The 22040-nt window shown below is 72.5% G+C and carries 19 protein-coding genes; 10 read left to right on the forward strand and 9 right to left on the reverse strand.

The genetic code is table 11. The features are described from left to right. Window positions 1-11: 11 nt before the first annotated feature. The 5 genes from ACFVYX_RS13545 to miaA form a co-directional block, all read right to left on the reverse strand. Complete coding sequence (locus ACFVYX_RS13545) at window positions 12-1502, reverse strand: M1 family metallopeptidase (RefSeq protein WP_389681488.1); 1491 nt, start codon at window positions 1500-1502, stop codon at window positions 12-14. 164 nt (window positions 1503-1666) lie between these two features. After that, window positions 1667-4177 (reverse strand): HD domain-containing protein, encoded by a 2511-nt coding sequence (locus ACFVYX_RS13550; protein ID WP_389681489.1) that lies wholly within the window; start codon window positions 4175-4177, stop codon window positions 1667-1669. 140 nt (window positions 4178-4317) lie between these two features. Continuing rightward, on the reverse strand, window positions 4318-5226 hold the full coding sequence (gene dapF, locus ACFVYX_RS13555) for a diaminopimelate epimerase (protein ID WP_389681490.1): 909 nt from the start codon (window positions 5224-5226) through the stop codon (window positions 4318-4320). Window positions 5227-5357: 131 nt separating this feature from the next. Next, window positions 5358-5864 (reverse strand): hypothetical protein, encoded by a 507-nt coding sequence (locus tag ACFVYX_RS13560; RefSeq protein ID WP_389681550.1) that lies wholly within the window; start codon window positions 5862-5864, stop codon window positions 5358-5360. Between the two features lie 108 nt (window positions 5865-5972). Continuing rightward, window positions 5973-6911 carry a tRNA (adenosine(37)-N6)-dimethylallyltransferase MiaA gene (gene miaA, locus ACFVYX_RS13565; RefSeq protein WP_389681491.1) on the reverse strand — a complete coding sequence of 313 codons (939 nt, stop codon included), beginning with the start codon at window positions 6909-6911 and terminating at the stop codon, window positions 5973-5975. Between the two features lie 178 nt (window positions 6912-7089). On the opposite strand from miaA, the gene ACFVYX_RS13570 reads away from it, so the two are divergent. Both ACFVYX_RS13570 and ACFVYX_RS13575 read left to right on the forward strand, forming a co-directional pair. Continuing rightward, window positions 7090-7383: a hypothetical protein gene (locus ACFVYX_RS13570; protein WP_389681492.1), complete on the forward strand. Its 294-nt coding sequence runs from the start codon at window positions 7090-7092 to the stop codon at window positions 7381-7383. A gap of 69 nt (window positions 7384-7452) precedes the next feature. After that, the gene (locus ACFVYX_RS13575) at window positions 7453-7836 is read left to right on the forward strand and encodes an antitoxin (RefSeq protein WP_389681493.1); all 384 of its coding nucleotides are present in this window, start codon (window positions 7453-7455) and stop codon (window positions 7834-7836) included. A gap of 91 nt (window positions 7837-7927) precedes the next feature. Here the strand turns inward: ACFVYX_RS13575 and ACFVYX_RS13580 are convergent, their stop codons facing one another. Further along, window positions 7928-8680: a class III extradiol dioxygenase subunit B-like domain-containing protein gene (locus tag ACFVYX_RS13580; protein ID WP_389681494.1), complete on the reverse strand. Its 753-nt coding sequence runs from the start codon at window positions 8678-8680 to the stop codon at window positions 7928-7930. A gap of 309 nt (window positions 8681-8989) precedes the next feature. After that, the gene (gene miaB, locus ACFVYX_RS13585) at window positions 8990-10519 is read right to left on the reverse strand and encodes a tRNA (N6-isopentenyl adenosine(37)-C2)-methylthiotransferase MiaB (protein ID WP_389681495.1); all 1530 of its coding nucleotides are present in this window, start codon (window positions 10517-10519) and stop codon (window positions 8990-8992) included. Between the two features lie 320 nt (window positions 10520-10839). On the opposite strand from miaB, the gene ACFVYX_RS13590 reads away from it, so the two are divergent. Next, window positions 10840-12363 (forward strand): FAD-binding oxidoreductase, encoded by a 1524-nt coding sequence (locus ACFVYX_RS13590; protein WP_389681496.1) that lies wholly within the window; start codon window positions 10840-10842, stop codon window positions 12361-12363. 762 nt (window positions 12364-13125) lie between these two features. Continuing rightward, entirely contained in the window at window positions 13126-14124 is a 999-nt protein-coding gene (locus ACFVYX_RS13595; RefSeq protein ID WP_389681497.1) for a TAXI family TRAP transporter solute-binding subunit, read from the forward strand. Between the two features lie 54 nt (window positions 14125-14178). Here the strand turns inward: ACFVYX_RS13595 and ACFVYX_RS13600 are convergent, their stop codons facing one another. After that, entirely contained in the window at window positions 14179-15585 is a 1407-nt protein-coding gene (locus tag ACFVYX_RS13600) for an ATP-binding protein (RefSeq protein WP_389681498.1), read from the reverse strand. Between the two features lie 18 nt (window positions 15586-15603). Continuing rightward, window positions 15604-16317: a response regulator transcription factor gene (locus ACFVYX_RS13605; protein ID WP_389681499.1), complete on the reverse strand. Its 714-nt coding sequence runs from the start codon at window positions 16315-16317 to the stop codon at window positions 15604-15606. A gap of 284 nt (window positions 16318-16601) precedes the next feature. Here ACFVYX_RS13605 and ACFVYX_RS13610 point away from each other — a divergent pair, with 284 nt between their 5' ends. The 6 genes from ACFVYX_RS13610 to ACFVYX_RS13635 all read left to right on the forward strand — a co-directional run bounded on the left by ACFVYX_RS13610 (window position 16602) and on the right by ACFVYX_RS13635 (window position 21963). Beyond that, the gene (locus tag ACFVYX_RS13610) at window positions 16602-17399 is read left to right on the forward strand and encodes an amino acid ABC transporter ATP-binding protein (protein WP_389681500.1); all 798 of its coding nucleotides are present in this window, start codon (window positions 16602-16604) and stop codon (window positions 17397-17399) included. A 53-nt stretch (window positions 17400-17452) separates the two neighbouring features. Beyond that, window positions 17453-18274, forward strand: coding sequence for a glutamate ABC transporter substrate-binding protein (locus tag ACFVYX_RS13615; protein WP_389681501.1), 822 nt, complete (start codon window positions 17453-17455; stop codon window positions 18272-18274). Window positions 18275-18394: 120 nt separating this feature from the next. After that, window positions 18395-19069 (forward strand): amino acid ABC transporter permease, encoded by a 675-nt coding sequence (locus ACFVYX_RS13620; protein WP_389681502.1) that lies wholly within the window; start codon window positions 18395-18397, stop codon window positions 19067-19069. Next, window positions 19066-19956: an amino acid ABC transporter permease gene (locus tag ACFVYX_RS13625; protein ID WP_389681503.1), complete on the forward strand. Its 891-nt coding sequence runs from the start codon at window positions 19066-19068 to the stop codon at window positions 19954-19956. Before ACFVYX_RS13620 ends, ACFVYX_RS13625 begins: the two co-directional genes overlap by 4 nt. Before the next feature lie 192 nt (window positions 19957-20148). After that, window positions 20149-21822 (forward strand): FAD-dependent monooxygenase, encoded by a 1674-nt coding sequence (locus ACFVYX_RS13630; protein WP_389681504.1) that lies wholly within the window; start codon window positions 20149-20151, stop codon window positions 21820-21822. Between the two features lie 69 nt (window positions 21823-21891). After that, window positions 21892-21963 (forward strand): putative leader peptide, encoded by a 72-nt coding sequence (locus ACFVYX_RS13635; RefSeq protein ID WP_324838480.1) that lies wholly within the window; start codon window positions 21892-21894, stop codon window positions 21961-21963. The last annotated feature ends 77 nt before the right edge of the window (window positions 21964-22040 follow it).

A 22040-nucleotide genomic window follows, 5' to 3' on the forward strand; every position in this document is an offset into this window, starting at 1 on the left:
CGCCGGGCCCGTCACCCGGGTTTCGGGGCGGTTCCTTCGGCCCCTGCGGGGCGGCTGCGCCAGTCCGGGTGCCCCGGCATCGGCGGGGTCTTCGCCTCGTACAGCCAGGCGTGGAGGAAGGCGGTGAGGTCGCGTCCGGCGATCTCGGAGGCCAGGGCGGTGAAGTCGGCGGTGGTGGCGGTGCTGTCCCGGTGGTCGGCGACCCAGCGGCGCTCCAGGCGCTGGAAGGCCTCGGCGCCGATCTCCTGGCGGAGCGCGTAGAGGACGAGGGCGCTGCCGTCGTAGACCACGGGCCGGAAGAGGCTGATCTTGTGGGTGGGCGAGGGGGGCTCGGGGGCCGCCGGGGGGCCGCCGTCGGCCCGCCAGCCGTCCGAGGCGGCGTAGGCGGCCTTCATGCGCCGCTCCAGGGACTTGCCGGCGGTCTCCTCGGCGTACAGCGCCTCGTACCAGCTGGCGTGCCCTTCGTTGAGCCAGAGGTCGGACCAGGTCCGGGGCGAGACGCTGTCGCCGAACCACTGGTGGGCCAGCTCGTGCACCATGATCGAGTCGACGTACCACTCCGGGTAGCCCGGTTCCGTGAAGAGGCCGCGCTCGAAGAGGGAGAGGGTCTGGGTCTCCAGTTCAAACCCCGTGGCGGCGTCCGCGATGAGGACCCCGTACGTCTCGAAGGGGTACGGGCCGACCTGGCGCTCCATCCACTCCAGGTGCCCGGGGGTCCGGCGCAGCCAGGGCTCCATGAGCTCCCGGTCCACGGTGCGCACCACGTCGCGCACGGGCAGGCCGTGGGGCCCGGCCCGGTGCACGACGGTGGAGCGGCCGATGGAGACCTGGGCGAGCTCGGTGGCCATGGGGTGGTGGGTGCGGTACGTCCAGGTGGTGGTGGCGCCCCGGGTGACGCGGCCGGCGGGCAGGCCGTTGGCGACGGCGGTGAGCTCGCTGGGTGCCGTGATCCTGAAGGTGAAGTACGCCTTGTCCGCCGGGTGGTCGTTGGACGGGAAGACGCGGTGGGCGGCGTCGGCCTGGTTGGCCATGGCGAGGCCGTCGCCGGTACGGACCCAGCCGCCGGTGGCGGCCGGGCCGCTGGGGTCGCTGGTGTGGGTGACCGTGATCTCGATCGGCTCGCCGGCGTCGATGGGCACGGCGGGGGTGATGACCAGGTCCTCGCCGCTGCCGGTGTACGTGGCGGGCAGGTCGTCGACGGTGACGGCGGAGACCGTGCCGTGGGTGAAGTCGAGGTTGAGCTGTTCCAGGTCGTCGGTGGCGAGCGCGTCGATCCGGGTCACGGCGGCCAGCGGCTCGGTGTTGACCCCGCGATAGGTGAGGTCGAGGTCGTACGCGAGGACGTCGTAGCCGGGATTGCCGAGGTGCGGGAAGAGCGGGTCCCCGATGCCGAGCGGCGCCGGGGCGGGCAGCGCGGCGGCGACGAGCCCCGCCGACGCGGCGACCAGGACGGCGGAGCGGAGCCACCGCGCGCGGGGCAGGGGGGTTCGGACGAGCGGCATGGGCCAGGCCTTTCCGGAGGACTGGCCCTACGGCTACCAGGGCGTCGCCCGCTCCCCCGGGCGGCGCGCTCGCCCGCCACCCGAAGGGGGTCATGGATGGGGGGCGCGCACTGCGCCCATGCGCCGGGGGCTGTGGGCGAGGCGCGCCGGCGCACGTCGGTGTCTCAGGGCCTGCGCGGCTGGGGTGACGTCCGGTGGCGGGCGCGTGACACGTCATAGACACCGGGAACGTCCCGCATCGCCCTCATCAGGGCCGCGAGCCGGGCCACGTCGGGCAGGTGGAGGGTGTACGTGTGGCGGACCCGCTGTTCGCTGGGGGGCTCGACTGTCGCGGAGACGACGGCGGCACCGGCGACGGCGATGGCCTCGGTGAGGTCGGCGAGGAGGCCGGGCCGCCCGAAGGACTCCGCGACCAGGGTGACCCTCCCCTGCGCCGTGTCGCCCCAGCGGACGGCGACGGGATCACGGCCCAGCCTGCGCATGGTGTCGACGGCCGCGCAGCCCGTCCGGTGGACGGTGACGGACCCGCCGCGTACCCGGAAGCCGGTGATCTCGTCCGGCGGTACGGGGGTGCAGCAGCCGGCCGGCCGGACGGACGCGCGGGGCTCCCCCTTCAGGTCGGCGTGGAGCTCCGCGCCCGAGCGGTGGTCGGCCGCGACGTGGACCTGGGGCCGGGCGCCGGTGGTGGCGGCGGGGGCCGCGGCGCTCTCGGGGTGTGCCCGGAGCCAGCCGGTGATCGCGATCCGGGCGGCGGGGGTGCGGGCGTGGTCGAGCCAGTCGGGGGACGGTCCCGAGACAGCGTCCTGGGCGAGCAGCAGCTGCACGGTGTCGCCGTCGCGCAGGACGGTGCTCAGCGGTGCGAGGCGTCCGTTGACGCGCGCGCCGAGGCAGGCGTGGGCGGCCTCGCCGTGCTGTGCGTAGGCGGCGTCGACGCAGCTGGCTCCCGCCGGCAGGCTGATCGTGCCGGGGGCGCTGCCGTCGGCGCGGAAGACGGTGATCTCGTCGTCCTCGGCGAGGTCGGCGCGGAGCGAGGTCCAGAACGTGTCCGGGTCGGGGGCGGACTGCTGCCAGTCGAGGAGCCGGGAGAGCCAGCCGGGGCGTGTGGGGTCCGCACGCTCACCGTCCTCGGCGGGGGACGGGGGGGCGTCCGGTTCAGCGGTGGAGTGCTCCGGCTGAGTGGTGGAGCGCTGTGGTGCCGTGGAGAGCGGCTGAGCGGCGGGGCGCCGGCGAGTGGTGGGGCGCAGCTGAGCGGTGGGACCGGGCCGGCCGCCGGGGCCGTCTGGTCCGGGGCGGTCCGTCGTGCCGGACCGTTCGGGGGTGCGGGACACGCCGGTGCTCCCTGGCCCGTCGGCGGTGTCGGACTGAGGAGCCGTACCGGGCCCGGGAGCGGGGTCCGGCCGCCCGCCCGTGGTCGTTCCGCACGGTGCGGCCGCGCCGGGCCCGTCGCCCGGGAGAGGTGACGCAGTCGCACCGGTGCCCGCCGGCTGCCCCGCGGGTTCCTGGCCGACGTGCGGATTGCCGAGGGCGACGACTCCCGCCTCCGCGACCTTGTGCATCCGGTGGGTCCGGATGAGGACCTCGGCGACGGCGCCGTCGGGGGCGGCGATCGCGGTGTGCAGGGACTGGTACAGGTTGAACTTGGGGGCCGCGATGAAGTCCTTGAACTCGGAGATCACCGGGGTGAAGCAGGTGTGGAGCTCGCCGAGGACCGCGTAACAGTCCGCGTCCTCGGCGACCAGGACGAGAAGCCGTCCGAAGTCGCAGCCGCGCAGTTCGCCGCGCTTGAGGCGGACCCGGTGGACGGAGACGAAGTGCCGTGGCCGGACCAGGACTTCGGCCCCGATGTCCGCCTCGCGCAGGACCGCCGACACCTGCTCCGCGACGGCGCCGAGCGCGTCGGCGGCGTGCGGGTTCCCGGCGATGAGCGCACGGGTGGTCTCGTACTCCCCGGGGTGGAGGATCGCGAAGACGAGGTCCTCCAGCTCGGTCTTGAGGGCCTGGACCCCGAGCCGCTCGGCGAGGGGGATGAGGACGTCGCGGGTGACCTTGGCGATCCTGGCCTGTTTCTCGGGCCGCATCACCCCGAGGGTGCGCATGTTGTGGAGCCGGTCGGCGAGCTTGATCGACATCACCCGGACGTCGTCGCCGGTGGCGACGAGCATCTTGCGGAAGGTCTCGGGTTCGGCGGCGGCGCCGTAGTCGATCTTCTCGACCTTGGTGACGCCGTCGACGAGGTAGGCGACCTCGTCGCCGAACTCCCGGCGCACCTGATCGAGCGTCACCTCGGTGTCCTCGACGGTGTCGTGGAGGAGGGAGGCGGTCAAGGTCGTGGTCTCCGCGCCGAGTTCGGCGAGGATGAGGGTCACCGCGAGCGGGTGGGTGATGTACGGCTCGCCGCTCTTGCGGAACTGGCCGCGGTGCGAGGACTCGGCGAGCACGTACGCCCGGCGCAGCACCGTGAGGTCGGCCTCGGGGTGGTGGGCGCGGTGCGCCTCGGCGACATGGCTGATGGCGTCGGGCAGGCGGTCACGGGGCGCCGGTCCGGCGGTGGCGCCGAGGAGTGCGGCGCGGCCCAGCCGGCGCAGGTCGATCCTGGCGCGTCCGCGTCTGCGGACGGTCGTGTCGGTGACGGCGGCTTCCGCCGCGCTCACAGGGTTGGTGGCCTCTGCGCTCATGGGGCACCTCCGGCAACGTCGACCGGCGGTGGGCGGGCCAGGCGTGCCCGGGGGGCCGGTGCTTGATGCTACCGACCCCACCACGTGGCGCAGTCGCCCTCTCGCTCAGCGTGAACGGGATCACCCATTCGAGCGACAAATCAGTCGTTGACTGTTTCGATTTCTTCGCTTCCTTCGATTCCGCCGAGCCACGCGGGGTCGACGGTGCCCGAGGCGACGATCACGGCGGGGCCCGTCATGTCGATCCGTCCGTCGGGGTGCTCGGTGATCACCAGGGCCCCGCCGAGCACGTCCACGGTGTACGTGACCGGGGTGCCGCTCACGGCGGGGTCGGCGCCGTCCCGGCGGGCGGTGGCGACGGCCACGGCGCAGGCGCCCGTGCCGCAGGAGCGGGTCTCGGCCGCGCCGCGCTCGTGGACGCGCATGGCCACGTGACGGGGGCCGCGGTCGGCGACGAACTCGATGTTCACGCCGTCCGGGTAGACCGTCGCGGGCTCGTACGGCGGCTCCGTGAACAGGTTGCCCGCGTGGGCGAGGTCCTCGACGAAGGCGACGGCGTGGGGATTGCCCATGTTCACGTTCCGCGCGGGCCAGCTGCGGTCGCCGACGGTGACGGTCACTCCGGCGTCGGGGAGGACCGCGCGGCCCATGGCGACGGTGACGGAGCCGTCCTTGTCGAGGTGGACGCGCTTGACCCCGCCGCGGGTGGCGACGGCCACCTCACCCGCGGAGACGTGCCCGGCGTGCTCCAGGTAGCGGGCGAAGACCCGCACCCCGTTCCCGCACATCTCGGCGACCGAGCCGTCGGCGTTCCGGTAGTCCATGAACCATTCGGCCTCGTCGGCCATGTGCCGCGCCTCGGGGTGGGCGGCGCTGCGCACGACGTGCAGCAGCCCGTCGCCGCCGATGCCGGCACGCCGGTCGCAGAGCCGTGCGACGGCCGCGGGCGACAGGTCGACGGCGTTCTCCGCGTCGGGGACGATCACGAAGTCGTTCTCGGTGCCGTGGCCCTTGAGGTAGGGGAGCGGCGAGGTCAGCGTGCTGGTCACGAGCCCAACTGTACGGGGTGGTGCCGACCGGCGGCCGGGTCGTCCACAGGGCGGTCGCACGAGGGCGGGGAGATCGGCGGCGTGTCCGGGTCGTCCCTCGGTACCCGTGCCGGGCTCGCCCGGGATTCCGGTCAGCGGAGGCGGGCGACGCGCCAGACCGCGAGGGCGACCAGGGCCGCGGCCGTCGAGACGTACAGGGCGAGGTACCGCCAGTTCGGGCGCTCGCCCGAGCCCCGCTGCGGGAGCCCCGGCCAGGTGTAGCCGACCTTGCGGGCGGCCATCATGCCCCAGCCCGCCGCGCAGGAACTGATGAGCAGCCCGAGCATGGCGAGGACGGCGCCGCCGTCCCCCGAACCGAAGGCGAGCGGGAAGGCGAACATCAGCGAGCCGACGGCGGCGAGAGCCACGATCGGGGCGAGCTGCCAGATCCGCAGGCGGCGCTGGGGACGGAGCTCGACCTCGACCTCGTCGGCGTCCACCTCGACGGCGGTGCCCGCCACGTCGTCGGGGCCGTCCGGGGTCAGTCCGGGGGTGCCGACCGGAAGGTCGCCGTCCGTCGGACGGTCCGCCGGGGTGTCGCCCGTCGGCTCACCGAGCGCCGCTTCGCGCTGTTCTCTGTCGCGAGGGCCGGCCTCCATCGCCACGCGCCCTCCCCACTCGGACTCCACTTGGTCGATCGATGCTCGATGATGGCACGCTCCTGACCGCCGGAATGACGGGCAGGGCGTCCCGATGCCATCACGTGATCAGGCTGTAACCGCTCGTTCGACCAACGACAGCGCCTCTCGCGGGAGTTCCCCACGGTGATCGGCGGCCCCGCTGAGCCAGTGGACGCGCGGGTCGCGGCGGAACCACGAGTCCTGGCGACGGGCGAAGCGCTTCGTCGCGCGCACGGTCTCCGCGCGCGCGTCGTCCTCGGTGCACTCCCCCGCCAGCGCGGCGAGGACCTGCTGGTAGCCGAGGGCGCGGGCCGCCGTGCGCCCCTCGCGCAGGCCCTGGGCCTCCAGGCCGCGCACCTCGTCGACGAGGCCGGCCTCCCACATCCGGTCCACGCGCGTGGCGATCCGCTCGTCCAGCTCGGGCCGGGCCACGTCGACGCCGATCTGCACCGTGTCGTAGACGGAGTCGGGACCCGGCAGGTTGGCGGTGAACGGCTTGCCGGTGATCTCGATCACCTCGAGCGCCCGGACGATACGGCGACCGTTGCTGGGCAGGATCGCGCGGGCGGCCTCGGGGTCGGCTTCGGCGAGCCTGGTGTGCAGGGCGCCGGAGCCGCGCTCTTCGAGCTCGGCCTCCAGACGGGCCCGGACGGCCGGGTCGGTGCCGGGGAACTCCAGGGCGTCGACGGCCCCCCGTACGTACAGACCGGAGCCGCCGACGAGGACGGGGGTGCGGCCGGCGGCGAGCAGCCGGTCGATCTCGGCGCGAGCGAGCCGCTGGTACTCGGCGACGCTGGCGGCCTCCGTCACGTCCCAGATGTCGAGGAGGTGGTGCGGGACTCCGCCGCGCTCCTCCGGCGTCAGTTTGGCGGTCCCGATGTCCATCCCCCGGTAGAGCTGCATCGAGTCCGCGTTGACGACCTCGCCTCCGAGTTGCTGAGCCAGGAATACACCCAGATCGGACTTTCCGGCTGCCGTGGGGCCGACGACGGCGATGACCCGCGGGGCGGGAGCTGCGCTTCTCACCGCCCCAGTCTCGCAAACCTCCCGGCCCGTCCCCGAATGAGCGACGTGACGGGCCCCATCCGACTTCGTTGCCTGTTGCGAGGTTCCGGCCGTCGATCGCCACGGAACCCCTCCCATCCGAGTACGCTATGGAGTGAATATGGGCGTTTTTGCAGTGTTTCGCCGTAAGAAGAAGGATGTGGCAGCGGTCTCGCCGGAGCCGGAGGAAGCCGGGGCCGTCGCTCCGGCGGAGGACGGCGACGCGGAGTCCGGGGCGGACGCCACGGAGGCCGCGACCGGAGCCGTGGAGGCGAAGGACACGGCCGAGGCCGCGGAGGTGGCCGGAAGCAGGGACGGTACGGAGGACGCGGAAGGCGTCGACGTGGACGAGGCGGTGGCCGTACCGGTCGCCACGGAGGCCGTGGAGATCCCGAAGCAGCAGTCGGCCGAGGCCGCAGCGGACAACGAGGCGGGCGAAGGCGCCCGTCGCTAGGCCCCCGGGGTCCTGGGGGCAGGACACGGAACTCGGGCCCCACGGGGGTCCGCGGAGGGAAGGTGCCCCATGGGTCTCCTGGATTCGTTGAAGGCCAAGCTCGGCCCGGCCAAGGAAAAGGTCGCGGACCTCGCGCAGCAGCACGGGGAGAAGATCGACCACGGCCTGGACAAGGCGGCGAAGCTGGTCGACGAGAAGACCAAGGGCAAGTACAGCGACAAGATCCAGTCCGGCACGGGCAAGGCGAAGGACGCCATTGACCGGATCGGTCACAAGGACGACAGCACCCCCGGGGCCGGCGGCACCACGGGTGCCCCTGGGACCGGTGGCACGCCTGGTACCTCCGGAACCAGTGGTACTTCCGGGACCGGCGGGACACCTGGTACCTCCGGGACCGGCGGTACGTCCGGCACGCCCGGGAGTGGTGGCACGACCCCGCCGCCCGCCGCCTGACGTCCGGCGTCACGCCTCAGTCCCTCCGCACGGCGGACGGCCGCGGAGCACCTCGCTCCGCGGCCGTCCGCCGTCTGCCGTCGTTGTTCCCTCAGGACCAGGCCGCGACGAAGTACCCCACGCCGTACGGCGCGTCCTCGAAGAGCAGCCGGCCGTCGAGACCCGCCTCCTCGGCGGCGCCCGCGAGGACCTGCCAGGGAGCGCGGCCTGCCACCTTCAGCTCGTACGCGGCCTCCGGGTCCAGCGCGAGCAGCGCGGCCACGTCGGCCGCGCCGAGCGCCCGGGCGGCCTGCGCGTCGAAGCCCTCGGCCCGCTCGTCCAGGTACCCCGGGGCCTTGACGGTCCGGCAGGCGCTGCCGTCACCCATCACCAGGAGGGCGACCCGCTCGGCGGAGGCGGCGAGGCCGCGGCCGATCCCGGCGCAGACGTCGGGCGTGGCCGACTCGTCGACCCCCAGGCCCTCGATCGGCGCGTCGGCCCAGGCGGCCCGGCCGAGGAGCCAGGCCCCGACGGCGAGGGACGCGGGCAGGGGCCGGTCAGTGCCCGGCACGTCACCGGTCGGTTCCCCATCGGCGGGGCGGTCCCCGGCCGGGGCCTCGCCAAGGCGTACGGAGAGATCGACGCCGAACGCGGCGAAGGAGCCCGCGGAACCTGCCGGGAAGACGCCGTGCGCGCCCTCGGGCGCGGGCCCCACGACGTACAGCCGGTCGGGGCGGGCGGCGGCGAGCAGCCCGACGGCGTCCGCGCAGGCCGTTCGCGCGGCGTCCAGCTCGGGGGCGGCGCCGGTCGCGACCTCGGGCACGAGGAGCGGCGGGCAGGGGCAGACTGCTGCGGCGACAAGCATGATCCGCAGCCTACTGCGCGACTCCGACGGAGCGGCTTCACTGACGCACCGGGCCCGTCGGCGTACGGCGCACTCGCGGACCGGCCGCCTTTCGCCGCACACGCGGACCGGCTGCCTTCGCCGTACACGCGGACCGGCCGCCTCCGCCCTACTCGCGGGGCGGATTCGGCGCGGGCCGGGGGGCCGCCCGCCCGGTCCGGGCCGTTGGACCGGGCCGTCAGCCCGGTCAGGGTTTTCCGCCGGTGTGGACGCGTCCCCGGCGCGCTGACGTGTCTGTCCGCGCGCCGGTGGTCCCCCGCTCCGGTCCGGTCAGTGGCTGCCGCAGGCCGGGGCCTCGGCCGCCGGGAGCGGCTCCGGAACGCCGATCTTCGGCAGGCCGAGGAGCACGCCCGCCGGCTTCGCGGTGGCCTCGGCGGTGCGCTTCTCCCAGGCGTCACCGGCACGGGTACGGCGTACCGACGCGACCGGTCCCTCGGCGAGCAGGTGGTGCGGGGCGGCGTACGTGATCTCGACGGTCACCACGTCACCGGGGCGGACGGCCTCCGCCGGCTTGGTGAAGTGGACGAGCCGGTTGTCGGGGGCGCGGCCCGAGAGGCGGTCGGTGGCGCCGTCCTTGCGGCCCTCGCCCTCGGCGACCATGACGTCGAGGGTGCGGCCGACCTGCTTCTTGTTCTCCTCCCAGGAGATCTCCTCCTGGAGGGCGACGAGCCGCAGGTAGCGCTCCTGCACGACCTCCTTCGGGATCTGGTTCTCCATGTCGGCCGCCGGGGTCCCGGGGCGCTTGGAGTACTGGAAGGTGAAGGCGTTCGCGAAGCGGGCCTCGCGGACGGCGTGCATCGTCTGCTCGAAGTCCTCCTCGGTCTCGCCGGGGAAGCCCACGATGATGTCGGTGGAGATCGCCGCGTGCGGGATGGCCGCGCGGACCTTCTCGATGATCCCGAGGAAACGCTCCTGCCGGTACGAGCGGCGCATCGCCCGGAGGATCGAGTCCGAGCCGGACTGCATCGGCATGTGCAGCTGCGGCATGACGTTCGGCGTCTCGGCCATCGCCGCGATCACGTCGTCGGTGAAGTCGCGGGGGTGCGGGGAGGTGAACCGGACCCGCTCCAGGCCCTCGATCTGCCCGCAGGCGCGCAGCAGCTTGGAGAACGCCTCCCGGTCGCCGAGGTCGGAGCCGTACGCGTTGACGTTCTGGCCGAGGAGCGTGATCTCGGAGACGCCCTCGGCGACCAGCGCCTCGATCTCGGCGAGGATGTCGCCGGGGCGGCGGTCCTCCTCCTTGCCGCGCAGGGCGGGGACGATGCAGAAGGTGCAGGTGTTGTTGCAGCCGACGGAGATCGACACCCAGGCGGCGTACGCGGACTCGCGGCGGGTCGGCAGCGTGGAGGGGAACGCCTCCAGGGATTCGGCGATCTCGATCTGCGCCTCCTCCTGCACGCGGGCGCGCTCCAGGAGGACGGGCAGCTTGCCGATGTTGTGCGTGCCGAAGACGACGTCGACCCAGGGGGCCTTCGTGACGATCGTGTCCCGGTCCTTCTGGGCGAGACAGCCGCCGACGGCGATCTGCATGCCGGGGCGCGCGGTCTTCATGGGGGCGAGCCGGCCGAGGTTGCCGTACAGCTTGTTGTCGGCGTTCTCGCGGACCGCGCAGGTGTTGAAGACGACGACGTCGGCGTCTCCGTCCGAGCCCTTGGGGGCCCTGACATAACCCGCCTCTTCCAGCAGACCGGAGAGCCGCTCGGAGTCGTGGACGTTCATCTGGCACCCGTAGGTCCGGATCTCATAGCTCTTGGTTGTTTGCACGTCCACTGACGGGCTCCGGTCGCTGCTGTTGGTCATGACTCAAGAGTAGGTGCTCCCGGAAGATGCCAGGCCCGAGCTGCCACCGAACCGGGGGCACGGAAACCCGGACCTGGTGCCGGGCATCGTCCGGCACGGTGCCGGCCACCGCTGAGGCCCGTGCCGGAAGACAGGTCGCTGCCCGGCACGGGCCTCGGGCGTCTCCCTCCGTTCGCGTGAATCGCTGTCGTTGCTCGGTGTCACGGTGGGTGGCCGCCCCGGTGTGCCTCCATCGTGGGTCCGGCCCGTCAACCAGGGCCCTGCTGCTTCTGCCCGGGTCTGCTGCCCGCTGCTGGAGCTCACCGCGAAGGGGTTCGCCCGTGGAGACCAGCCGACGAGACGTCCTGCGAACCGGAGCGGCCGTCGCGGTCGCCGGGAGCCTGATCGGGCTGGGCGGCGAGGGTGCGGCCGCCGCCGTCCACACCCCCGCCGCCGGTCCTCCGTTCGCGGGTGAGGGTGTCGAGCCGGCCGCCTGGCGCGAACTGAGGCGGCGCGTCAGTCCGGCCGCCGGCCTCTACCGCCCGGGGGCCGCGGAGTACGCGGCACGAGCGACACCCGACAACCAGCGCTACGCGTCCGTCCGCCCGGCTGGTGTCCTCGTCTGCGCGACTGAGGGCGACGTGGCCACCGCGGTCCGGTGGTGCGCCGAACACGGCGTGCCCTTCGCCCCTCGCTCCGGCGGCCACAACTACGCGGGTTACTCCACCACCCCTGGTCTCGTGATCGGCCTGCGCGCTCTGAAGGACGTGGTCCCTCAAGGGAACCGGCTGCGTCTCGGAGGCGGCGCCACGAACTCGGACGTGTACGAGGCCCGTGCGGCCAACCTGTACTTTCCCGGTGGGCGCTGCCCGGAAGTGGGCGTCGCCGGGCTCACCCTCGGTGGCGGGCTCGGGTTCAACGACCGCAAGTGGGGTCTGACCTGCGACCGGCTCGCGGAGACCCGGGTCGTACTCGCCGACGGGACGCTGGTACGCGCGGCCGACGACGAGAACGCCGACCTCTTCTGGGCCTGCCGGGGCGGGGCCGGCGGCAACTTCGGCATCAACACCGGCTTCGTCTTCGACGCCGTGCCCGTCGCCCGGCTGCGCGCCACCGTCTTCGACCTGACCTTCGCCCTGGACGCGGGCGTCCAGGTGATGCGCGAACTGCGGCACATCCTCGACGCCGACCGCGACAACGACTTCGACGTACGGATCGGCTTCAAGCACGCCGGCGACGGCACCACCGCGCTCTGGGTCCTCGGGCAGCGGCTCGGCGACGAGAGCGCCCTGCGCCGCCGGTTCACACCCCTTCTGCGGCTGCGACCGACGCGGACCCTCATCGAGGAACGCGGATTCTGGCACGCGCAGGACTACCTCATGGAACCCCTCGGAGCGAAGGACGCCTACGCATCCAAGTCCCTCGTCCCCGACCGGTGGCCCACCTCCGACACGGTGGCCGCCGTCGCCGACTGGACCCGCGGCTGGCGGCCGGGACCCGGCCGGGCCACCGGCTACATCACCCTGTTCGCCATGGGCGGCGAAAGCGCCGCGCCCCGCCCGGACGAGACGGCCTACCCGCACCGCCGCGCGACCTTCGTGATCGACATCGGCACCCACTGGCAGCCCGGCCTCCCGTCCGCCGACGTACGCGCCCTCCTGGAACAGACCCGCACCGCCCACCACATGCTCTGCCGCCGCCTGTCCACCCGCGCGGCCTACGTCAACTTCCCCGACCCGGACCTGCACGACTGGCAACACGCCTACTACGGCCCCAACTACGACCGCCTCGTCGCCGTCAAGCGACGCTACGACCCCGCCGGCCTGTTCCGCTACCAGCAAGCCATCGGCCGTCCCCGCGTCTGAGACACGGCCCCGGGCACGCCCGGGAGGGGTTCCGTACGGAGCGAGCGGTCCTTGCCAGGGCCGCCGCCCCCTCGGGAGGAAGGCTCCCCGTGTGCGCGTCGGCCCGGTCACGTGTGGGGCACCCCCTGCTCCACGTGCCGGCGTCCTCGCGTGCCGAGGGGCTTCGCATACGGACGGGGCGACGACCGCGCCGACGGCCAAGCAGCGGACAGCTGCGGCGAGTCCTCACCCCGGATCTCGCGGTGGCGGGCGCTGCCCGCGCCCGTGCCGCTCCGTTTTCGTGCGCTCCGCGAAGCAGAGTGAGGGCGGCGGCGGAGCCGACATGGGCATGGGGTCTCCCTCGGGACAGAGGCGAGTGGGCGAGCTCGGCCGGGGGGCCAGGGGCGGACAGGGGACTGTCCTCAAGATCACCGAGTGCAGACCGACGCTAGCCGCACGGGCCCCGGCGCCCCGGCAGGACACACGGCGCGACGCGCACCCCGGCGGCCGCTCACCGCTTCGGCGGAGCGCACTCGGGACTGATCATTTTCGGATGTGCCCGACGGCGCGTCCCGGCCGCCGCACCCGACCCCGCGGCCCGCCTTCGCCCTGGCCCCGCAGGCCGACGAGGACACGGCAGCGGCGTCACCCCCGTCACCAGCACGAGGACGGGCACGTCCCGCATCTCGTACTGACGCGTACGGACACCGTCCCAGGCCCCGCGCGGGCACCTCACACCGCCGTCCCTGGCCAGGGACGGCGGCGACCTGGCAGGATCGCGGCATGCTCGCCTCCCTCTCCCGTGCCGCCCGCCGCCGTGTCCTCGCGGCCTCGGCCGCGCTGCTCGCGGTGTGCGGGGTGCTGGTGTGGTGGCTGATGCCCTTCGGTTCCTCCGTGCCGAGCGGCTCGGTCACTTTCAGTACAGGCGTCCCCACCGGCGTCTACCAGCGGTACGGCAAGCTGCTCCAGCAGGCTCTCGCCCAGGACCTGCCCGAGGTCTCGATAACGCTGGAGGACAGCGAGGGCTCCCAGCAGAACCTGGCCCGGGTGGCCTCGGGCAAGGCCGACTTCACCATCGCCACGGCCGACGCGGTGGCTCAGTACCAGCGCGAGCGCAGGCCCGGCTTCGAGCGGCTGCGCGGCTGCGCCCGTCTCTACGACGACTACGTCCAGCTCGTGGTGCGCAAGGGTTCGTCCCTGCAGCGGGTCCAGGACCTGCGCGGTCTGCGGGTCGGCGTCGGCCAGGACGGGTCAGGTGTACGGCTGATCGCGGACCGGGTCCTCGCGGCGGCCGGTCTCACCCCCGTACGCGACATCGAGCCGGTCTCGATGGGCATCGACACCATGCCCGGCCTCCTGGAGAAGGGAAAGCTCGACGCGTTCTTCTGGTCGGGCGGACTGCCCACCCAGGCGGTGCAGGAGCTGTCCGAGCGCTTCGAGGTCCGGCTGCTCCCGCTGGACGCCGCCCTGGTGGACCGGCTCCATGACGTCGGCGACTCGACCCGCCACTACCGCTCGGCCGCGATCCCCGCCGACGCGTACGCCAAGGCGCAGGACGGCCGGCCGATCGAGACCCTCGCCGTGGCGAACCTCCTGGTCACCACGGCGGAGGCCGACGCGGACCTGGTGGAGGGCTTCACGCGTACGGTGATCAGGAGCCGCGACCGGATCGGCAGCAAGGTCCACCCGGCCCAGCTGGTGGACCTGCGGACCGCCGTCTACACGGAACCCCTGACCCTCCACGACGGCGCCCGGCGCTACTACCGCTCGGTGAAGCCGTAGCGGCAGGACGTCCCTGGGGCGTGCCCTGGCCCTGTCGGCAGGACCCAGCGGTTCCTACCGCGCCGTCCCCCGGTCCGGCGCGTGCCGGGGGACGGTGACCGTCACCCGGAGCCCGTGCGGCTCGTTCGGGGCGAACGCGAGGCTTCCGCCGCCCGCCGTCAGCAGGACGCGCGTGATGGACAGGCCGAGCCCCGAGCCCTTGATGTTCTGGTGGCGTCCGGAGCGCCAGAAGCGGTCACCGACCCGGCCGAGCTCCTCCTCGGTGAGGCCGGGCCCGTGGTCGGCGACGACGACGGCGACCGTCGACCGGTCGGGGACGACCGTGACCGTGACCTCCTCGCCCGCCGGCGTGAACTTCAGCGCGTTGTCGATCACCGCGTCCAGGGCGCTGGAGAGCGCCACCGGGTCCGCCCAGGCCGTGACCGCCCCGCATTCCCCGGTGAGCGGGACGCCCTTGTCCTCGGCGACCGGCCGCCAGGACTCGACCCGCTCGGCGGTGAGCGCGCCGACGTCGACGAGCCGGAGCTCGGCCGCCGCGTGCTCGGCGAGCGCCAGGTCGAGGAGGTCGTCGAGGACCTGCGAGAGGCGCTTGCCCTCGGTCCGTACGGAGGCGATCTCCTCGTTGCCCTCGGGGAGCTCCATGGCGAGGAGCTCGATCCGCAGGAGCAGCGCGGCCAGGGGGTTGCGCAGCTGGTGGGAGGCGTCGGCGACGAACGCCCGCTGCTGTTCGAGCGCCTCCTCGACGTTGTCGGCCATCTCGTTGAACGAGAGCGCGAGCCGCCGCAGTTCGGGCGGTCCGCCGGTCGCGGCGACGCGGGAGTTCATCCGTCCGGTGGCGATGTCGTGGGTGACGGAGTCTAGGACGCGGACCGGCCGCAGGACCCAGCCGGTGAGCCGGAAGGCGGCCCCGACGGCGAGCAGCATGGCGGCGGACTCGCCCGCGAAGATCAGCAGCCAGCCGCGCAGGATGCGGGAGCGGAGCTGCCTGGTCGGCGAGTCGGTGACGACGACAGCGACGACGTCACCGTCACGGACGACCGGGGAGGCGATGGTGAGCCTGGCGTGGGGCTGCCAGGGCCACACCTGGGGGGGATCGTGGCTGCGACGGCCGAGGAGCGCCTCGCGGAAGGCACGACGGCCCTCTCCCTCGTACGGGACGACCCAGTCCTCGGGTGCGGCGGCCATGGAGCGGTTGTTGCGGTAGAAGACCCCGGCGCGGATGCCGTACACGTCGTGATAGCTGGCGAGTTCGCCGCCGAGGGTGGCCTGCCGCTCGTCGTTGCCGGGGTTGGTCTCGCTGACGAACTGGGCGAGCGCGGCGAAGCGCGCGGCGTCGTCGAGCCGGTCGACGATGACCCGCTGCTGTTCGGAGGCGGCGAGGCTGGCGGCGAGCGGAAAGCCGAGGGCAAGCAGGACGCCGGCCATCAGGATGATGAGCAGGGGGAGGAGGCGGGTGCGCACGAAGGGGCCGTCCGGCGGCTACGCGGACGGGGCGACCAGGCGGTAGCCGACGCCCCGCACGGTCTCGATGAGGGCGGGCATCCGCAGCTTGGAGCGCAGGGAGGCGACGTGCACCTCCAGGGTGCGGCCGGTCCCCTCCCAACTGGTGCGCCAGACCTCGCTGATGATCTGCTCGCGCCGGAAGACGACTCCGGGCCGCTGGGCGAGGAGGGCGAGGAGGTCGAACTCCTTGCGGGTGAGGGGGACGCTCTCGCCGTCGACGCTGACGCGGCGGGTGGGCAGCTCGATGGTGACGGATCCCAGCCGCAGCTGGGTGCCCTCGGAGGGGGCGCCCGTCCCGGCCGTCTCCTCCGCGCCGGAGTGGCGCCGGCTGACGGCGTGGATCCGGGCGAGGAGCTCGCCGGGGTCGTAGGGCTTGACGACGTAGTCGTCGGCGCCGAGGTTGAGCCCGTGAATGCGGGAGCGTACGTCGCCGCGCGCGGTCACCATGATCACCGGGGTGGTGGTGAGCTTCCGGATGCGTCCGCAGACCTGGTAGCCGTCCTGGTCGGGGAGGCCGAGGTCGAGCAGGATCACCCCGTAGGACGGGCGCTCTCCCTGTGCGGTGGGCAGGACGGCCTGGAGGGCCTCCTCGCCGTTGCGGGCGTGCGTGACCGTGAAGCCGTGCTTGGCGAGGATCGCGGAGAGGGCGGCGGCGACGTGGTCGTCGTCCTCGACGAGCAGCAGTCGCATACGTGCCTCCTCCGTGGTGACGTGCCGGTAGCGGCTCTCTGTGTACGAGTCTGTGTACCAGGTGGTACCAGGGCATGAACACCGATCTTCGGTGTCACAGTCAAGTGTCCCCCCGTGACGCCGGTGTTTCCGTTATGCAGCCGGTACGGCCCAGGTGCCCTCTTCACACACTGTGTCCGATTGCGGCCGGATCGTTATGCTCAATTTCCGCTCAGATGTGATGACGGTCATCACATCGGGTCTCTAGTGTCCTCCCCAACCGAGGAGGACGGAGCAAGAGCCCGATGAGCGGAGAGTCTGTGTCCCAGTCAGTGTCCAAGAGGCCTGAGGACACCCCGCGCGCCGCGGACGACCTGGTCGTCATGTCCGGCGTGAACAAGCACTTCGGCGCACTGCATGTCCTCCAGGACATCGATCTGACGATCAGCCGCGGCGAGGTCGTGGTCGTCATCGGACCCTCCGGGTCCGGCAAGTCGACGCTGTGCCGCACGATCAACCGGCTGGAGAGCATCGACTCCGGCTCCATCACCATCGACGGCAAGCCGCTGCCCGCGGAGGGCAAGGAGCTGGCCCGGCTGCGGTCGGACGTCGGCATGGTGTTCCAGTCGTTCAACCTCTTCGCGCACAAGACGGTGCTCGAGAACGTGATGCTGGGGCAGATCAAGGTCCGCAAGACGGAGAAGAAGGCCGCCGAGACCAAGGCCCGCGCCCTGCTCGACCGGGTCGGCGTCGGCACCCAGGCGGACAAGTACCCCGCTCAGCTCTCCGGCGGTCAGCAGCAGCGCGTGGCGATCGCCCGCGCGCTCGCGATGGACCCGAAGGTCATGCTCTTCGACGAGCCGACCTCGGCCCTCGACCCCGAGATGATCAACGAGGTCCTGGAGGTCATGCAGCAGCTGGCCCGGGACGGGATGACGATGGTGGTCGTCACCCACGAGATGGGCTTCGCGCGCTCCGCCGCCAACCGGGTCGTCTTCATGGCCGACGGCAAGATCGTCGAACAGGCGACGCCCGAGGAGTTCTTCAGCAACCCGCGCAGCGACCGCGCCAAGGACTTCCTCTCCAAGATCCTTCACCACTGAGCGAGTTCGGGCCTATTCTTCCCAACTCACGCCTAGTAAAGGGACATTCCTCCATGAAGCTTCGCACCACCTCCGCGGCCGCCGCGGCCGCCGTCGTCCTCGCCCTGACCGCCACGGCCTGCGGCGGCGGTTCGGACTCCGGCAGCAACGGCGACAAGATCAACATCGGCATCAAGTTCGACCAGCCCGGCCTGGGCCTGAAGACCCCGGACGGCAAGTACGCCGGCTTCGACGTCGATGTCGCCCGTTACGTCGCCAAGGAGCTCGGCTATGCCGAGGACAAGATCAACTGGAAGCAGGCGCCGAGCGCCGAGCGCGAGAACCTGATCAAGAACGGTGACGTCACGTTCGTCGTCGCCAGCTACTCGATCAACGAGAAGCGCCTCAAGGAGGTCGACTTCGCCGGCCCGTACTTCGTGACCCACCAGGACCTGCTGGTACGCGCCGACGACAGCTCGATCACCAAGGTCGAGGACCTCAACTCCAAGAAGCTCTGCTCGGTCACGGGCTCGACCTCCGCGCAGAACGTCAAGGAGAAGCTGGCCCCGAAGGCCGACCTGCAGCAGCTCGGCGGCTACTCCGAGTGCCTGACCGGCCTGGAGAACAAGCGCGTCGACGCCCTGACCACGGACGCCTCCATCCTCGCGGGCTACGCCGCGCAGAAGGAGCACCAGGGCAAGTTCAAGCTCGCGGGCCTCTCCATGAGCGACGAGAACTACGGCATCGGCCTCAAGAAGGGCGACGCCGAGCTCAAGGGCAAGATCAACAAGGCCCTGGAGAAGATGGTCTCCGACGGCAGCTGGGACAAGCTCGTCAAGCAGCACTTCGGCCCGTCGGGCTACAAGAACGACCCCGCGCCGAAGATCGCCGGCTGACCCGTCCCGCCCGGTCCGTGACGGCCGCCCCGCTCGGGGGCTGCCGTCGCACCGGCACCGGCCGCTGCCCACGCACCGGCCTCCACACCGACCGACCACCAGGGGAGAGCGCGGGGCATCGTGTTCGACTTTCTTGATTCCGGGCAGTACGACCTGCTCGGCGCCTTCTGGGTGACGGCGCAGCTCGCCCTCTACTCGGCCATCGGCTCGCTGATCTGGGGCACGGCCTTGGTCGGCATGCGGGTCAGCCCGGTCCCGCTGATGCGGGCCTTCGCCACCTCGTACGTCAACCTCGTCCGCAACACCCCCCTGACCGTGGTCATCGTGGCCTGCTCGTTCGGCCTCGACCAGACTCTCGGGATCACACTCGGCGGCGAAACCTTCGAGTCCATCGGCTTCCGGCTCGCGATCCTCGGACTCGTCGCGTACACCGGCACCTTCGTCTGCGAGGCGCTGCGCTCCGGCATCAACACCGTGCCGCCCGGCCAGGCCGAGGCCGCCCGAGCGCTGGGCCTGAGCTTCACCCAGGTCCTCACCCTGGTGGTGCTCCCGCAGGCGTTCCGCGCGGCGATAAATCCGCTCGCCAACGTCCTGATCGCCCTCACCAAGAACACCACCGTCGCGGCGGCCATCGGCGCCGCCGAGGCGGCGTTCCTGATGAAGGGGATGATCGAGAACGAGGCCGACGCGCTCTTCGTGGTCTTCGGCATCTTCGCGTTCGGCTTCATAGTCCTCACTCTCCCCTCCGGCCTCTTCCTGGGCTGGGCGGCCAAGCGTCTGGCGGTGAAGCGATGAGCTCCGTCCTGTACGACACCCCCGGACCGCGCGCCAAGCAGCGGAACGTCCTCTACACGATCGTCTTCCTCATCGCCCTCGGCGTGGTGGCGTGGTGGGTCCTGGCCGCCCTGGCCGACAAGAATCAGCTGGCCGCCGAGAAGTGGACGCCGTTCGTCTCCGACTCCCGCGTCTGGACGACGTATCTGCTGCCCGGCCTGACCGAGACCCTCAAGGCCGCCGCACTCGCCATCCTCATCGCGCTACCTCTCGGCGCCCTCCTCGGCATCGGCCGGCTCTCGGACCACCGCTGGGTACGCGTGCCCGTCGGTGCGGTCGTGGAGTTCTTCCGCGCCATCCCGGTGCTGCTCCTGATGATGTTCGCGAGCGCCCTCTACGCGAACTACTCATCCGTGAGCTCGGACTTCCGCCCGCTGTACGCGGTGGTCACCGGCCTGGTGCTCTACAACGCCTCGGTGATCGCCGAGGTCGTCCGCGCCGGTGTGCTCTCGCTCCCCCGGGGCCAGGGCGACGCGGCCGAGGCGCTCGGCATGCGCAAGGGCCAGACGATGATGTACGTCCTGCTCCCGCAGGCCGTGACTGTCATGCTTCCGGCACTGGTCAGTCAGCTCGTCGTGATCGTCAAGGACACCGCGCTCGGCGGCGCCCTGCTCGGCTTCGGCGAACTTCTCAGCCAGAACCGGCAGATCACGGCCAACTACGGTGCCAACACGATCGCTACCTTCACGGTCATCGCGCTTATCTACATCGGCGTCAACGCGATCCTCACGAACCTCGCCGCCCGTCTGGAGAAGCGTCTCCGGCAGGGCAAGAAGTCCCCCAAGGTGACGCTCCCCGCCCAGGCGGGAGCCCCCGAAGCGGCGACGAAGACGGTCAGCGGCGCCTGACCCCGACGGGGTCCATGAGGCAGCAGGGGTGGGCCGGAGCGGCACCGACTTCAGGTCGGCCGCACCGCGCCCACCCCGTCGCTTGACGCAAGCACCCTCAGTGGGTTGCATACGTTCTGTGATCAAGCACCGGGCTCGTGCCACACTCAGCTGTGCTGCCCCCATGACCGTCCGGCCTTCAGGAGCCGCGCCGTGGACCCGGTGATCATCGTGGGCGCGGGCCCTGTCGGCCTCGCGCTCTCCCTCGCGCTCGCCGCGCAGGGCGTGCCCAGCGTCGTCCTCGACGAGGGCTCCGGCAAGGAGGAACTCCGCCCCGCCCGGAGCGTCGTCCTCCGCGCCGACATGGCCGCCATGGTCGAGCGGCTCGGCTGCGCCACCCTCCGTGACGAGGGGGTCCGCTGGGTCGGCTGGCGCGGTATGCGCCGCCGCCAGCTGGTGCGCCACCTCGAACTCGACCTCGGTCTCGGCGGTACGGAGGAGTGGTCCGAGGACCCCGACGCGCCCTCCGCCCCGGCCGCGCCGCTGCACATCCCCCAGCACGCCCTCGCGCGCGGACTGCGCGACGCCATCGGCCACCAGAAACTGATCCGGCTCGTCACCGAGGCGCGGCTCGACACCATCGAGCAGGACCCGCACGGGGTCGTCGCCCACACCCGGGGCCCGGCGGGCACCTGGTGGCGCGGCAGCCATCTCGTCGGCTGCGACGGCGCCCGCTCGACCGTACGCAAGCTGCTCGGGATCCGGTTCCCCGGCCGTACGGCGGTGGAACGGCACGCGGTCGCCGCGCTCCGCACCGAACTCCCCTGGCCCGGCGAAGCCCTGCTGCACCGTCAGCCCCCGTGGCGGGGCGCTCCCGAGGAGATCACCGCCCGCCCGCTGCCCGACGGGGTGTGGCGGATCGACTGGCTGCTGCCGCCCCGGGGCGACCTGGTCACCCCGGACGCGCTCGTCGCCCGGATCCGCGAGACGCTGGCCGGCTGGTGCGACGGCGTCACGCCCCCGTACGAACTCATCGACACCGGCGTCCACACCCTGCACCACCGGCTCGCGCGCCGCTGGCGGGCCGACCGGGTCCTCCTCGCCGGGGAGGCGGCCCACCTGCTCGGCGCGGTCGGCACCCAGGGCCTCGACGAGGGGCTCAGGGACGTGGACAACCTCGCCTGGAAGCTCGCCCACACCTGGCACCACGGCGCCTCCGAACGGCTTCTGGACAGCTACCAGAGCGAGCGGCGTTCCGCCGTCGCCCACCGGCTGCGCGCGGCGGACCAGTCCCTGCCCGTGCTCCGCGGCGGCGGTGGGCTGCGGACGTACCTCCCGGGTGCCACACGCGGCCACGACGCCCTCCTCACCGACGGCCATGTGGGGCGTGGGCCGCTCGGCGCGCCCCCCGCGTACCCGCACTCCCCCCTCGCGCCTCCGTACACCGAGGGTCTGACCCCCGTGGGCACGCCGGTGGGCGCCCCCGTCGAGGACGTCCGGGTGACCGCCCCCGACGGCACGACCGTACGGCTCAGGGACCGGCTCGGTCAGGGCCGCTTCCTGGTCCTCCTGGTCGCTCCCGGCACCGAGGTCTGGGACCGGCGCCACTGGCAGGGCGCGGGGCTGATGCCCCGGCTCGACGAGGCGGTGCGCGGCCTCCCGGCGAAGGCGGAGATCCTGGTGACCGAGGCGTACCCGGGCGCTCCTGCCCACACCGTCCTGCTCGTACGTCCCGACGGGCACCTCGTCGCCGCCTTCTCCGGGGTGCGCCCCGAGGAGCTGTACGCGGCGGCGGACGCGGCCCGCGGCGGCTCGGCGAACGCCGAGGGCGAGACGGGACCGGACGCGGACGTCGAGGTCGTGGCCGAGGTGTCCGCCAAAAGCTGACCGCACGACGGACACGCGTTGATTCCCACCGGCGCGCATGGTGTACTCCGGAACGTGACCGACACCGATGTGCGCCTGTGGCGGAGGGTCCATATGGACCTCGTCCGCTATGCGGGCTGCGTGTGTCGCCCCGCCTGCTGATCTCGCCCTCTTCCCGCGCGCCCGCCACTGCCGCATCCGTGTGCCGTGTGCCGCCGCGCGCTCTTCGCGAACCTCAG

This window comes from Streptomyces sp. NPDC058326, from assembly GCF_042879855.1.
Taxonomy (GTDB): Bacteria; Actinomycetota; Actinomycetes; order Streptomycetales; family Streptomycetaceae; genus Streptomyces.